General features: G+C 71.9%; 12 protein-coding genes, 1 tRNA gene and 1 pseudogene. 6 read left to right on the top strand and 8 right to left on the bottom strand.

Annotated features, from left to right (window positions below):
- Window positions 1-541: pseudogene (locus tag AOK09_RS26955) on the top strand (hypothetical protein); the annotation flags it as partial.
- A 275-nt stretch (window positions 542-816) separates the two neighbouring features.
- Here the strand turns inward: AOK09_RS26955 and AOK09_RS26950 are convergent.
- The 3 genes from AOK09_RS26950 to AOK09_RS26940 form a co-directional block, all read right to left on the bottom strand.
- Window positions 817-3,357 carry a DUF4132 domain-containing protein gene (locus tag AOK09_RS26950; RefSeq protein ID WP_245687496.1) on the bottom strand — a complete coding sequence of 847 codons (2,541 nt, stop codon included), beginning with the start codon at window positions 3,355-3,357 and terminating at the stop codon, window positions 817-819.
- Between the two features lie 2 nt (window positions 3,358-3,359).
- Window positions 3,360-3,752, bottom strand: coding sequence for a hypothetical protein (locus AOK09_RS26945; protein WP_055589854.1), 393 nt, complete (start codon window positions 3,750-3,752; stop codon window positions 3,360-3,362).
- Window positions 3,753-3,970: 218 nt separating this feature from the next.
- Window positions 3,971-4,498, bottom strand: coding sequence for a TetR/AcrR family transcriptional regulator (locus AOK09_RS26940; protein WP_055589853.1), 528 nt, complete (start codon window positions 4,496-4,498; stop codon window positions 3,971-3,973).
- A gap of 124 nt (window positions 4,499-4,622) precedes the next feature.
- Here AOK09_RS26940 and AOK09_RS26935 point away from each other — a divergent pair, with 124 nt between their 5' ends.
- Complete coding sequence (locus AOK09_RS26935) at window positions 4,623-5,336, top strand: MBL fold metallo-hydrolase (RefSeq protein WP_055589852.1); 714 nt, start codon at window positions 4,623-4,625, stop codon at window positions 5,334-5,336.
- Between the two features lie 566 nt (window positions 5,337-5,902).
- Here the strand turns inward: AOK09_RS26935 and AOK09_RS26930 are convergent.
- Window positions 5,903-7,411 carry a CoA-acylating methylmalonate-semialdehyde dehydrogenase gene (locus tag AOK09_RS26930; RefSeq protein ID WP_055589851.1) on the bottom strand — a complete coding sequence of 503 codons (1,509 nt, stop codon included), beginning with the start codon at window positions 7,409-7,411 and terminating at the stop codon, window positions 5,903-5,905.
- A 603-nt stretch (window positions 7,412-8,014) separates the two neighbouring features.
- Between AOK09_RS26930 and AOK09_RS26925 the strand changes: the two genes are divergently transcribed.
- Entirely contained in the window at window positions 8,015-8,728 is a 714-nt protein-coding gene (locus tag AOK09_RS26925; protein WP_055589850.1) for an SDR family NAD(P)-dependent oxidoreductase, read from the top strand.
- A gap of 256 nt (window positions 8,729-8,984) precedes the next feature.
- On the opposite strand, the gene AOK09_RS26920 is transcribed toward AOK09_RS26925, so the two are convergent.
- Window positions 8,985-9,197 carry a hypothetical protein gene (locus AOK09_RS26920; RefSeq protein WP_055589849.1) on the bottom strand — a complete coding sequence of 71 codons (213 nt, stop codon included), beginning with the start codon at window positions 9,195-9,197 and terminating at the stop codon, window positions 8,985-8,987.
- On the opposite strand from AOK09_RS26920, the gene AOK09_RS26915 reads away from it, so the two are divergent.
- The 3 genes from AOK09_RS26915 to AOK09_RS26905 all read left to right on the top strand — a co-directional run bounded on the left by AOK09_RS26915 (window position 9,197) and on the right by AOK09_RS26905 (window position 11,331).
- Window positions 9,197-9,877 (top strand): response regulator transcription factor, encoded by a 681-nt coding sequence (locus tag AOK09_RS26915; protein WP_217698488.1) that lies wholly within the window; start codon window positions 9,197-9,199, stop codon window positions 9,875-9,877. The genes AOK09_RS26920 and AOK09_RS26915 overlap by 1 nt on opposite strands.
- Window positions 9,878-10,025: 148 nt before the next feature.
- Window positions 10,026-10,778, top strand: a complete 753-nt coding sequence (locus AOK09_RS26910; protein WP_055589847.1) for an SDR family NAD(P)-dependent oxidoreductase — start codon at window positions 10,026-10,028, stop codon at window positions 10,776-10,778.
- 217 nt (window positions 10,779-10,995) lie between these two features.
- A complete protein-coding gene (locus AOK09_RS26905) occupies window positions 10,996-11,331 on the top strand; it encodes a tyrosine-type recombinase/integrase (RefSeq protein WP_079063462.1) in 336 nt (111 codons plus the stop codon).
- Window positions 11,332-11,468: 137 nt separating this feature from the next.
- Here AOK09_RS26905 and AOK09_RS26900 read toward each other — a convergent pair.
- The 3 genes from AOK09_RS26900 to AOK09_RS26890 form a co-directional block, all read right to left on the bottom strand.
- Window positions 11,469-11,541: transfer RNA gene (locus AOK09_RS26900), tRNA-Lys, on the bottom strand.
- 59 nt (window positions 11,542-11,600) lie between these two features.
- The gene (locus AOK09_RS26895) at window positions 11,601-12,248 is read right to left on the bottom strand and encodes a GOLPH3/VPS74 family protein (protein WP_055589845.1); all 648 of its coding nucleotides are present in this window, start codon (window positions 12,246-12,248) and stop codon (window positions 11,601-11,603) included.
- 89 nt (window positions 12,249-12,337) lie between these two features.
- On the bottom strand, window positions 12,338-13,040 hold a 703-nt coding region (locus AOK09_RS26890), incomplete at its 5' end, for an MFS transporter (RefSeq protein WP_157876048.1).

Genomic DNA, 13,040 nt, shown 5'->3' with positions numbered 1-13,040 from the left:
CGCCCACCCCCACCAGGACTTCGCCTACGCCCGCAACCTGGCCGCCCTGGCCGACCACCCCGGGCTGCGCCTGCGGGCCGTCGGCCGCCTCGCCGCCACCGACCGCCCGGCGCTCCATCTGCTCGCCGCCGAAGTCGACGGCCACCGCGTCAACACGGGCCTCACCCCGCTGCCGTCTCTTGCGCGGCCCACCAGGCCGGTGCCCGCCGGTCCCCTCCCGGCTGCCGTCGTCGCGGACGTCGCGCCGACCCATCTGCTCCTTCGCCGCACCGAGCGTGCCCTGGTGTCCGGGCGCCGAGCGCTCCACCAGGACTCCTCCGCCGTCGCGGACTCCTCCCGCCTCCGCCAGGCCGCGCTGCCGACCGCGGCCCTGCTGCTCGACGAGATTCACGACGCCGCCCGCACCTCACCCCGCGACACCTTCGGCCGCAGCCACCCCGACGACCCGGCCCGCTTCGCCCGCGCCTGGCTGGCGGCGGTCTCCTACCTCTCGGCCTTCGCCGCCACCCGCTGCACGGACCTCTGGCTCGGAACGCAGTGACGTCCGGCCGACCACGTCCCGGGAGCCTTCCCCGGGGCAGCGCACGGGCGCGGACGAGCTGGTGCGTGCCCGGGGCTGACACCGCGCGCACAGCCGTTCGGCCGTCGCCATGGGCGGCCTCTGACGCGAGGGACGCCGGGGGTGCCGACCGAGGACCGGCCGCACCCACGCTCGGACCGCTGCACCGGGCGGGGGCGCGGCACGCTGCCAGAGGTGACGAACGGATCCGCCTCCAGTGGCGCCGTCCCCCTCCCGCCCGACTGCCACCGTCCGGCTCAGCGCCGCAGTTGCGCGGTGATCGTCGGGTCTGTGACGGCGGTGTCCCTGGCCAGCATGAGGGCCTTGCTGAGGATGACGGCGAGGGTCCGGTCGCCTTCGAAGGGCAGAGCCGGCGGCATGGTGCCGGGCTTGCCGTCACTGCCGGGGACGATGCACAGATAGGTGTCGTCCGGGGACATCAGGACGTTCCCGGACCCCAGGTGGATCCGGTAACTGCGCAGGTCGCCCCGTACGTGCAGATACCGGCCCTCGATGCTGCAGCGGTCGCCCACGGCCAGGCGGGGGAGCAGGCGGGAGAGGATCTCCGCCCGTCCGCGGGCGGTCTCGGAGAGTTCTCCGAAGCCGTACGACGTCCAGTACTCCCGAAAGCGCCCGTCGGGTCCGCCGTCGCTCCAGGTGGGGTCGTTCCCGACGCTGGTGACGCCGACGAACAGGTCGACGTCCCGCAGGACCTCGCTGAGCACCAGCGCCGGAACGGACTCCAGGGGCAGCGGCTCCACCCGGGCTTCGCCGCGTGCCACCCACTGGGCGTAGCGCCCGCCGCCACCGGCGTGGGCGTGGTTCGAGGGGGCGCCGACCGGATAGAAGCGCACCTGGTCGGTGTGCAGATACAGATAGCTCCCCGAGGAGGTCAGGTCCTGGTACGTGCCCCCGCTGGTGAAGCCGTCGACCCAGTACTCGGCCCTCAGCCCCCAGGCGGGCAGCTCCCGCACGGCGGGCGGGTAGCTGTCGTCCACGGCCAGGCGCAGCTTGTTGTGCCACCCACGCTGTGCGGCGAGGGCGTGGAACTGGTGCTGCTTGAGTATGTGTGCGGCAAAGCGGTTGGAGTACAGCCGAGTGCTCTCCTCCGCCGCCGTCAGCAGGTAGACCTCGCGGTGGGCCTGCCTGAAGGGCTGGATGACGCCGTACCGGTCCAGCCAGTCGCGCCAGGCGAGCACCTGGGCCGGGTCGCTGCCGACCGGATGCCACAACTCCACGGTTCCCTGTGGGGCGGTGGCCGGTTCGGCGGTGACGGTGTCGCCGGTGAGGTCGCGCAGTGCACCGTCCGCCCAGCAGCAGGCGGTTCCGTTCACGTTCCAGATCAGCCGCCGGGCGAGGGTGCCCACGAGCGGATGGTCCAGGAACTGCTCGCGCCAGGTGGTCACGGCCCAGGACCGCCGGGCGAGGAACTGGCGGTCCAGCCGGTCGGACTGTGCGGCGAGCATCTTCTCGATGTCCTTGGCGGCGCCCTTGAGTGCCCTCAGCTGCTCGGCGTGGCCGGTCCGTACGGCCTGGGGTGCCGACTTCACGACGCGTCCCGCGGCGGTGCGCCAGCTCCAGCGCACGGTGGTGCCGTGCACGGTCAGCTCGGCCTCGGCGTCGGCGCCGAACTTCTCGGCCCGGCGCCCGACCTCGCTGAGGCCGTAGGCCGGGACGGCCAGCTCCTCGACCTCCTCGCGGCTGAGACCGAGGGCGCGGGCCCGGGTGTCGAGCGCGGTGGTGATCTGTTTCAGCGTGGTCTTGTAGGTGACCCGTGCTGACAGGCGCGCGAGCTGGCCGAGGCCGTCCGGTCCGGGCAGGTGCGCGAGGGCGTGGACGGCTGCGTTGGCGACCTTCGGACTCGCCGGGCCGTGACCGGGCAGCTTCCGCAGCGCGCGCTCCGCCAGGCCGGCCAGGGCGCGGGCGCTCTCCGTGTCCGCCGGGAGCAGGACCAGCAGCGAGGCCAGGCCGCGCAGTGCGTCCGCGTTGTACGGGTCCCACTGGTGCGGGTCGGCGGTGCCGCCGTAGTCGAGCAGCAACGGCTGCGTCCGGGGCAGGCCCGCCAGCCGGAGCCACGACACCACCTCGGTGCGGACCTCCAGGGCGTCGAGTCCGTCGAGCAGTTGCCGTGCGGTGCGCTGCCACTTGGCCGAGGGTTTCGCCGTGGTCGCCGCGGCGGCGTGGGAGCACAGGGACCCCCAGGCCGGACCGGCTGTCGCGAGGTGGGCGAGCGCCCGGTCGGACCAGGGCTCGCCGGGGTTGAACGCGGGGTCGGGAAGCGCGGCGAGCAGCTCGCTCAGGTCGGCGTGCTGCCAGCTGTCCATCGAGGTGCGCCGGATCGTCGCGACGAACGCGGGGCTCAGCGAACGGCCACAGGCGATCTCCAGGTTGGCCAACTTCGCCAGCCGCGAGGCGTCGGGGACGGTGAAACTCTGCTCGGCCTGCTCCAGCCAGGCCCTGCGCCAGCGTGCCAGCTCTCCGAGCGGCAGACCGCGTGAGGTGATCGCGATCAGTGACGTCAGCGACTCGCACGGCCGCGGGGCGTGCCGGCTCACGCAGTCCAACCGGCTCACCAGGTATTCCACGACCAGACCTCGCTCGGAGGTGCTCAGCGCCTCGACGAAGTCGACCACCTCCGGCGCGTTCCCCTGCCAGTCGCCGTCGCACAGGGCGGCGATCCGCTCCAGCTGGGTCGCCACCGCCGAACGCTCCTTGCGTGCCCAGAGCCGGCGCACCTCGGCAAGGCGCTCCCGGCACTCCGTCCGGACCGGGCCCTCGCCCAGGAATGCGACGTCCACCTTCACCCTCCGACCAGGGGCACGAGCCTGAGGAACGCCATCGTGACGCCCGGTGTCAGCTCTATCTCCGCCTCCAGGTCCTCGACCTGGGACTCTCCCACCAGGACCAGGAAGCCGTTACGGCCGAACGCCTCCAGAGCCAGACGGCACTGCTCGTCGGCGTCGATCTCCCGCCGCTCCCGCACGCGGTAGCCGTTCAGGAGTCTCTCGGTGCCGGTCGGCTGCACAAGCCCGTGGAACACGTCCCCCGAGGCCGCGTTGTACCGCTCGACCTCATGACGTACCCGCCGGCAGATCAACTCCCGCAGCGGCAGCCGCTCCTCGGGGAGCGTCAGCTCCCAGGCGCCGACACGTCCGCCGGCTGTCGTCTCGTCGACGACGGTCACGTTCCCCATGCCCGGCATCGTAGGGAGCGCCACCGACAAGGGCTTCGCCCCCACCGTCCGTACTCGGCCCCTCCGTGCGGAGGGGGGAGGGCCGGAGACTCGGTGCACTCCCCAGCGCGGCCCCGACGCCGGACCCGGACATCGGGTGTCGGCTCTCCCGTCGACGTCCCCCACATTCGGACTGCGGGCGCTCCCCACGGCCGTGGATCGCGGCGCCCGTACGGGGCTCAGCCGTCGGCGAGGGCCCGGCGGATGCGGGCAAGTCCGAAGGCGAAGGCGTGTTCCGTGTCGCCGCCGAGGCGGAAGGCGCCGGCCAGTTCCATCTGGACGAAGCCGGTGGCCCAGGCGGTGACCAGCCGGGCCGCCGCCAGCGCATCGTCCTCGCCCACGAGTGCGCGGGAGGCGGCCAGCAGCGGCGCAGCCGCCTGCTGCAGGGCCTCGGGGGAGGCGAGGCCACCGAGCAGCAGCCGGACAGCCTGCGGGCGCTCGTGCGCGAACGCGCGGTAGCCGTAGGCGAGTTGTTCCAGCGAGCCGTCGGTGGCGCTGAGCCGCGCGTCCAGTGCCTCCAGTGCGTCCTGTGCCACGGCGGCAAGCAGCGCGGCGCGGTCGCGGACATGCTTGTAGAGGGAGGGGGCGCGCACCCCGACCCGGGCGGCGACGCCCTGCATGGTGAGACCGTCGGGGCCGTGCTCCTCCAGCAGGTCGCGCCCGGCGGCGACGATCCTCGGCAGGGAGGTCTTCTCCGGGGTCGGCATACGCGGCACCTCGCTCTTTCACGGGAAGGCTATTGACCTTAGCCATGATAGCTAAGTAGCGTAGGTATCGCATCGCCGAGACACCCCCAAATCCAGCCCGCTGTCCCGCAACGGAAGTGATCCCATGGAACTTGCTCCGCGCCTGCACCGGCTCGGCAACGATGTGGTGGCCTGCTACCTCCTCGACACCCCCGACGGCATCACGCTGATCGACGCCGGCCTCCCCGGCCACTGGGACGACCTCCAGCAGGAATTGCGCGCCCTCGGCAGGACCGCGGCCGACATCCGCGGCCTGGTCCTCACCCACGGCGACAGCGACCACATCGGCTTCGCCGAGCGGCTGCGCCGCGAGCACGGCGTCCCGGTGTACGTGCACAGCGCCGACGCGCATCGCGCGCGCACCGGCGAGAAGCCCAAGACCCCGACGGGCCCGATGCGGCCTCTCCCCACCCTCGGCTTCTTCTGGTACGGGCTGCGCAAGAACGCCCTGAAGGCCGAGTACGTGAAGGAGGTCACCGAGTTCTCCGACGGCGACGTGCTCCCGCTGCCGGGCAGCCCGGTCATCGTCGGCATGCCGGGCCACTCACCGGGCAGCGTCGCCGTCCACCTGCCGTCCGTGGAAGCGGTCTGCGTGGGCGACGCACTGACCACCCGTCATGTCCTCACCGGACGCACCGGGCCGCAGCCGGCCCCCTTCACCGACGAGCCGGCCGAGGCCTTGGCCTCGCTCGACCGCCTGGCCGAGCTCAAGGCCTCCTGGGTCCTCCCCGGCCACGGCGCCCCCTGGCACGGCACCCCCGCCGACCTCGCCGACGCGGTCCGCGCCGCGGCGCACTGAGCGCTCCCGCGCCCACGCGGCCCCAGCGGGGCGGGCAGGGGCGAAAACAGACCTGGGCTTCCTCGAGAACTCCGAGAAAGCCCAGGTCGAACCGTGTGCGCCGCCAGGGACTCGAACCCCGACCCGCTGTTTGAGAGCTGATATTTTTGCAAGTGTGCACCGGTACGCCTTGTCGCCGGTCGGTGGTGGTGAGTGCCGATGTGTGCAGGTTGTGGGCGGCGCGCAGTCCCAGCTCTGCCCGACGGCGCCGACCCGTAACGGGGACGCCGCTCCCACCGCGCTCCCACACCGAGCGACGCGGGCGGCCCGCGGACCGATGGGCGGTCCCCGGGCCGCCGCGTGTCAGCGGTGGTCGCCGTTCAGTCCGACACCCGCAGCCAGTCAAGGTCGAGACCGACGGCTGTCGCCCTGGTTGCGCTGGAGGATGAGCGGGCAGCCCGTTCCGCGGTGGCGCCTCCGGGGTCGGCTGGGCTTGCCGGGAGACGGGCGGTGTCGCGGTCGCGCCCTGCTGCGGCGGGCCGGTACGGTGCGGGAGCCGGCGCGGCCATGCGTGCGCGTTCCGGCGGTCAGCGGGCCGCGGGGAAGCCCAGGCCCGGACCGGCAGCCGTCCCGGCCGGGTCCGGCCAGTGGCTCGTGACGACCTTGCCGCGCGTGTAGAAGTGCACGGCCTCGCTGCCGTACATGCGGTGGTCGCCGAAGGCCGAGTCCTTCCAGCCGCCGAAGGAGTGGGAGCCCACCGGCACCGGCATCGGCACGTTCACGCCGACCATGCCGGCCTCGACCTCCAGCTGGAACCGCCGGGCCGCCCCGCCGTCGCGGGTGAAGATCGAGGCGGCGTTGCCGAACGGGGAGCCGTTGATGATGCGCATCGCCTCCTCGTAGGTGTCCGCGCGGAGCACGCACAGGACGGGGCCGAAGATCTCGTTCCGGTAGGCGTCCGAGTCGGTGCTCACCTTGTCGAGGATCGAGATGCCCATCCAGTGCCCGTTCTCGAGGCCCTCGACGGTGAAGGTCCTGCCGTCGAGCACCACCTCGGCTCCCTGGGCGGCCGCGCCCGCGACGTAGCCCGCGACCTCGTCGCGGTGTGCCCTGGTGACGAGCGGGCCCATCTCGGACGCCGGGTCGTTGCCCGGGCCGATCCTGACCCTGGCGGCCCGCTCGGCGATCCGGGACACCAGCGCGTCGCCCGCCGAGCCGACCGCGACCACCGCGGAGACCGCCATGCAGCGCTGGCCTGCGGAGCCGAAGGCCGCGGTCACGGCGGCGTCGGCGGCCGCGTCGAGATCGGCGTCGGGCAGCACCAGCATGTGGTTCTTCGCGCCGCCGAGGGCCTGAACACGCTTGCCGTTGGCGGAGGCCCTGCCGTAGACGTGGCGGGCGACCGGCGTGGAGCCCACGAACGACACGGCCGCCACGTCCGGGTGGTCGAGCAGCGCGTTCACTGCGACCTCGTCGCCCTGCACGATGTTGAGCACACCGTCGGGGACGCCGGCCTCGGCCGCGAGTCGCGCGAGGAGCAGGGAGGCGGAGGGGGCCTTGCTGCTGGGCTTGTGGACGAAGGTGTTCCCGCAGGCGATCGCCATGGGGAACATCCACATGCTGATCATTGCCGGGAAGTTGAACGGTGAGATGCCGACGATCACGCCGAGAGGCTGGCGGAGCGACGCCACGTCGATGTGGCTCGACGTCTCCGTGGACGTGTCGCCCTTGAGCGCCATGCCGAGCCCGCAGGCCAGTTCGACGATCTCCAGACCCCGCGCCACCTCGGCCAGCGCGTCCGTGTGGACCTTGCCCTGCTCGGCGGTGATCAGCGCGGCGAGGTCGTCGCGGTGCTCGTCCAGCAGCCGGCGGTAGCGGAAGATGATCGCGGTGCGTTGCGCCAGCGAGGTGGTGCGCCAGGTGGCGTAGGCCTCCTTCGCCGCGGCGACCGCGGCGTCGACCTCGTCGGCGCCGGCCATCGCGACCTGTGCGGTGACCTCTCCGGTCGCGGGGTCGGTCACGGGGCCCCAGGTGCCGGAGGCGCCCGTGGCGTCTCCGAAGGGCCTGCCACCGATCCAGTGGGTGACGGTCTTCATCGGCGGAACTCCTTCAGGGGTGACGGCGGCGGGCTGCGAGGTTCGTGTCCTTGCGCATCGGGCCTCGGCCGCGGCCGGACGGGCCGCACTCGCGGCCATCGGCGTGTCCGCACCACGTCTCCGTGGGCGGCGCTGATGGGTCCGAACGTAGTGTTCGGATCTCCGCGTCGAGGCCGCTGAGGGGCTCGCGGCCCGAAGTGCACCCGGCAGGTCGCACTCTGTCGTGGTGCGGATCACTCGCCCGTCGAGCGTGCCGCGTTCGCCGTGGGATCGACGGGCAGCGGATTTCCGGCCTGACCTGCGGTTTTGCGGTGCAGGAGGGGTCGGTGGCCGAAATCGGCGCCCACTCCCGAACCCCTCGACGCCGAGGGACCGGGAGCGGTACGGCGCCGTCTGGTGCCGAACCCTGCAGCGCCGCATTTTTTCGCAAAGTGGCAGGTCAGAAGCTGCGCGGGGGTACTGGCGGGCCCGCGTGGGGGAGGCGGCCCGGCGGTGCGCCGCGATGGGGACCTTTGACCGTCGTCGACCGGTCGTCTACTTTGTAGTAGACCGACCGGCTAGTGGTCGGGCCATCCCCCACACACCCCCATCGAGAGGGCCACCATGAGCACGCAGGGTCAGAAGGTCGCAGTCATCACCGGTGCGTCTCAGGGCATCGGCGCCGGACTGGTCGAGGGCTACCGCAGGCTCGGCTACGCGGTCGTTGCGACCTCGCGCACGATCCCCGCGTCGCAGGACGAAGGCGTCCTCACCGTCCAGGGCGACATCTCCGACCCGGCCACCGCCGAGCGTGTCATCGCTGCGGGCGTGGAGCGGTTCGGCCGGATCGACACCCTGGTCAACAACGCCGGCATCTTCATCGCCAACGCGTTCACCGACTACACGCAGGACGACTTCGCCGCGGCGATCGGTATCAACGTGGCCGGCTTCTTCCGGATCACCCAGCTCGCGATCCCGCACATGCTCGCCCAGGGCGGCGGTCACATCGTGAACATCACCACCAGCCTGGTCGACAACGCCAACTCCAACGTGCCCTCGGTGCTCGCCTCCCTGACCAAGGGCGGCCTGCAGTCCGCCAGCAAGTCCCTGGCCATCGAGTACGCCGCCCGCGGCATCCGGTCCAACGCCGTAGCCCCGGGCGTCATCAAGACCCCCATGCACCCCGTGGAGTACCACGAGACCTACGCCGGCCTGCACCCGCTCGGCCGGATGGGCGAGGTGAGCGACATCGTCGGCGCGGTCCTCTACCTGGAGAACGCCTCGTTCGTCACCGGCGAGATCCTCTACGTCGACGGTGGCCAGAGCGCCGGTCACTGACGCGTCGGCACACCTGCCGCCCCGGCCCCCGGGTCGGCCGTACGACCTCCGGCATGGCGCTGCCGACGTACTGAGCGCGTGACCGTGCACCCGCCATGTCCGGAGAGGCGACCCGGCCCTTCCCGCTGCTGCGGGAAGGGCCGGTGCCGAAGCGTTCTGATGGTGCGCCGCCATCGGCTCGTATCGTGAACCCGCCGATCAGGGCGGTCACGGGGCGCAGGAGGGCGGGCGGATGCCCGCCCTCCTGCCGTCCCGGTCACTTGACGGAGGCCGGCCCCACCGCCTTCCCCTGTCCCTTGGGCGCCGTGCCCATCTGGAGCGGGTCCGAGACGGACTTCACCGTCATGCTCGGGAACTCAGCTCCGTACCCGACCGTGTTGAGCGCGACGACCCGGTAGACGTAGGAGGTCTTCACCGAGGCCGCCGGGTCGGAGAAGGTGCGGGTCCCGTGGGTGTTGGGCTGGCCCAATGGTCGGTGCTCGCCACCCTGCCCGCCCCGGGGATGCTGTGACGATCACAGTCCTCATCGCCGACGATCAGGCGATGGTCCGCAACGGACTGCGCCTGATCCTCGAGGACCAGCCCGACATCACCGTCATCGCCGAGGCGTCGGACGGTGCCGAGGCCGTCGCCCTGGCCCGGCGCCTGCGCCCGGACGTATGCCTCGTGGACATCCGGATGCCCCGCCTTGACGGCTTGGAGGTCACCCGTGCTCTCGCGGGCCCCGAGGTCACCGACCCGCTCCAGGTCGTCATCGTCACCACCTTCGACCTTGACGAGTACGTCTACGGGGCACTGCGGGGTGGAGCCATCGGTTTCATCCTCAAGCATGCCGGCCCCACCCTGCTCGTCGAAGCCGTCCGGGCCGCCGACGCGGGAGACGCCTTGATCTCCCCATCGATCACCGTACGGCTTCTCAAGCATCTTGCTTCCGTGAGGACTCCGGCCGTTGCTGAGGCGGCGGCCCGGCTCTCGGAGCGAGAAACCGAGGTCGTTCGGGCCATCGCCAGGGGACGTACCAACCAGGAGATCGCCACCGAGAACCCGCCGACGATCAGCCTGCCCGCTGACCGCAATCGCCCCAGCAGCCGAGGAAACGCCGAGCGTGCCGAGGGCGTCCACGTTCGGTTCGCCCGGCCGTTCGGCTGAACCCCGGTGGAGCCGACAGCCGCGATTGATCTACCTACTTGTCACCAGGATCTTGCCTGGTCCGGTTTCGTGATCAGGAGGGTGTTGCCCTCCCGGAGGCCCCAACGTCAGGTCGGATTCCCGCCAGCTTCTGGCGCTGGTGCCAGCAATGCTCATCGTCATGAACCGACTTGAAGGAAACGTTGCGGTGATCACGGGCGGCAGCCGGGGCATCGGTGCCGCTGTTGCGCTCCGGCTGGCCGAAGAAGGCGCCGACGTCGTCCTGACCTATGAGAACAGCGCGGAACGCGCCAGCGATGTGGTGGAGCAGATCAAGGCCAGAGGGCGGCGGGCACTGGCCATCCGGGCCGACAGCGCCATCCCTGAGGCGCTCACCGCCGCGGTGGACGAGGCCGCCGCGATGTTCGGCAGACTCGACATCCTGGTCAATAACGCCGGGGTCTTCCTCGTCGGCCCACTCGAAGACCTGGAGCCGGCAGAGATCGATCGCACGCTGGCGGTGAACGTGCGGGCACCGTTCGCAGCGTCCCAGGCGGCAGTGCGTCACATGGGTCAGGGCGGCCGCATCATCAGCATCGGCAGCAACGTCGCCGAGCGTGCGGTCTTCCCCGGACTGGCGCTGTACTCGATGAGCAAGACGGCTCTGGTCGGAATGACGAAGGGCCTGGCCCGAGAACTCGGTCCCCGTGGAGTCACCGTCAATCTGGTGCATCCCGGCCCCACCGACACAGAGACCAACCCCGCTGACGGGCCGAACGCCGAGGTGATCGCCGGCTTCACGGCTGTAGGCCGCTATGCGGAAGCGGCCGAGATCGCGGCCACCGTCGCCCACCTGGCAAGTGCGGACGGCTCGTACATCACCGGCGCCTCGATCCATGTCGACGGCGGCTTCACCGCCTGACACGGGAGCTCGCCTTCGCGACCACGCCGAGGCCCAGACGGCAAGAGGGACGGCCATCGCGTGATCATCGGGGGTTGTGTGGACTCCTGAAGATCGTGTGGTGGCCCGAGGCCATACCGTAGACCCTGGCTGCCGGCGGGCGATGTTCGACCAGGTCATGGCCCGGATTGCGGGCAGGTTCGGGCGAGTTGAGCCCCGGGCCGCGGCCCGCGCTTAGATGCGCATTGCTTGCGGGCCGGGCTGGGTGGACACCGGTCTGGTCTTCACCGAGGCCGACGGCACTCCGCTGCACCTGGCGCAGGTCACCGACCAGTTCCAGCGTCTGATCAGGGAAGCCGACCTGCCGCAGCCGATCCGGCTTCACGGGGTGCGGCACGGGGTAGCGACGCACGCGCTCGCGGCAGGGGTGGACGCGCGGGTGGTGAAGGAGATGCTGGGCCACTCATCCTCCACGTTCACCCGGGACACCTACCAGTCGGTGGTGGACGAGGTGAAGCACCAGGCCGCCGCAGCCCTCGCGGGCGTGTTCAACCGGGCGGGGGCACGGGTCTGAAGCGGCCGTCAGGAAGGGTGACGTGGGCGGTGGCGATGTAGCGATCTTGTACCCGCGCTCCCGCCACGCTCCCACCAGGGGAACGAAAATGACCTGGGCTTCCTCGATAACTCCGAGGAAGCCCAGGGCGAACCGTGTGCGCCGCCAGGGACTCGAACCCCGAACCCGCTGATTAAGAGTCAGCTGCTCTGCCAGTTGAGCTAGCGGCGCCTGTTCGGCGGATAAATAGTACCTGAGCTGGGAGGGTGGTCCCGGTGTGCCCGGGCCGGTCAGCTGCTGGCGGCTGCCTCGTCGGAGCTGATGACTCTGCGGACGGCGGCCGCGATCGGGGTGGCACGGGCGAGTTCATGGATGCGTCTGCGGGTCGGACGGCCGTCCGGGCCGCGGAAGAGGCGGCGGTCCAGGCCCACCGTGCCGGCCAGTGCGGCCAGCTGGAGGTCGCGGTCCGAAGGCCCGGCGGGGCCGGTGGCGGACAGGGCTCGCAGGATGCGGTCCGCGCCGGCCTTGGGCCAGCCGGGCAGCGTCGCGGTGTATGTCGTGGCGGGCAGGATCCCCAGGATGCGGCGCCGCCGGACGGTGAGCAGACCGCGGGCCGTCAGGGCATCGAGGTACGCCCGGTCGACGCGGGCGGAGGCCCGGCGGACCCAGCGCTCCAGGCCCAGGTGCCGCGGCCGTTTGCCGGTTGCGGCGAGTTCGGCCAGCACCCGGTCGGCGACCGGGTCGCCGACCGGCAGCGGCCGGACCTCGGTGATGCTCCGGCCCTGCACGGTGAGGGCGCCGGCGGTGAGCAGTTCGGCGAGGACGGCTCCGCCCAGCGCGCGGTTGAAGTGGTGAGGCCGGCGCAGCTGCCCCGACTCGGGGTCGGCGCAGAGCAGCAGCAGCTCCTCGGGCAGGGTCACCGGCGGGTGGTCGTACATCGTCCTCGCCTCCTCCTCGGGCGGTGGGCGCCCCGTACACGCAGGCACGCAGGAGGAGGGGGCCGCGGTTGCACGGCCGCCCACCGCGGCTATGCGCGGGTGCCGGCGGACAGCGGGTCGGCGCTGGGGCGCCAGGGGCGGCAGAAGGACAGGAAGGCGACGGCCGCCAACAGGGCCATGCCGAGCATGGTGGCGGCCATCGGCAGTGCGCTGCCGCCGCTGCCGAGCCCGGCGAGGGCGGGGGAGGCCGCGCCGACCGTGAACTGGACGGTGCCCAGCAGCGCCGAGCCGCTTCCGGCGGCGTGCGGGGTCCGCTGCAGCGACAGGGCGGTGGTGGTCGGGGTGACCAGGCCGAGGCCGGCCGCGGTGCCGAAGAGGCAGGCGGCGATCCAGGGCAGCCCGGCGTCGGTCAGGGTGACCAGCAGGACCAGGGTCAGAGCCGCGCAGGCCATCACCGCCAGGCCCAGCAGCAGCACCCGGTGGGCCCGGAAGCGGCCCAGCAGCACCTTGCCGTTGAGCTGGCTCACGGCCACCAGTCCCACCGAGTTGAGGCCGAAGAGCAGGCTGTAGGTCTGCGGCGAGGCCCCGTACACCTGCTGGATGGCGAAGGACGACCCGGAGACATAGGCGAACAGCGAGGCGAAGCCGAAGGAGCCGCTGAGCACATAGCCCGTGAAGGGCCGGTCCCGCAGCAGGTCCCGCATGGTGCGCAGGGTGTGGGCGAGGCCGCCGCTGTGGCGGCGCGCCGGGGGCAGCGTCTCCTGCAGCAGCCGTGCCGCGGCGAGGAGGATC

It is taken from the genome of Peterkaempfera griseoplana (assembly GCF_001418575.1).
Taxonomy (GTDB): Bacteria; Actinomycetota; Actinomycetes; order Streptomycetales; family Streptomycetaceae; genus Peterkaempfera; species Peterkaempfera griseoplana.
This window is presented reverse-complemented; position numbering and strand designations above follow the sequence as displayed.

Excerpts from the sequence above, each read along its gene's own strand:
- AOK09_RS26945 (WP_055589854.1), bottom strand. The coding sequence starts at position 3,752 with ATGGGGAACGTGACCGTCGTCGACGAGACGACAGCCGGCGGACGTGTC.
- AOK09_RS26940 (WP_055589853.1), bottom strand. The coding sequence starts at position 4,498 with ATGCCGACCCCGGAGAAGACCTCCCTGCCGAGGATCGTCGCCGCCGGG.
- AOK09_RS26935 (WP_055589852.1), top strand. The coding sequence starts at position 4,623 with ATGGAACTTGCTCCGCGCCTGCACCGGCTCGGCAACGATGTGGTGGCC.
- AOK09_RS26930 (WP_055589851.1), bottom strand. The coding sequence starts at position 7,411 with ATGAAGACCGTCACCCACTGGATCGGTGGCAGGCCCTTCGGAGACGCC.
- AOK09_RS26925 (WP_055589850.1), top strand. The coding sequence starts at position 8,015 with ATGAGCACGCAGGGTCAGAAGGTCGCAGTCATCACCGGTGCGTCTCAG.
- AOK09_RS26915 (WP_217698488.1), top strand. The coding sequence starts at position 9,197 with ATGGTCGGTGCTCGCCACCCTGCCCGCCCCGGGGATGCTGTGACGATC.
- AOK09_RS26910 (WP_055589847.1), top strand. The coding sequence starts at position 10,026 with ATGCTCATCGTCATGAACCGACTTGAAGGAAACGTTGCGGTGATCACG.
- AOK09_RS26905 (WP_079063462.1), top strand. The coding sequence starts at position 10,996 with ATGCGCATTGCTTGCGGGCCGGGCTGGGTGGACACCGGTCTGGTCTTC.
- AOK09_RS26895 (WP_055589845.1), bottom strand. The coding sequence starts at position 12,248 with ATGTACGACCACCCGCCGGTGACCCTGCCCGAGGAGCTGCTGCTGCTC.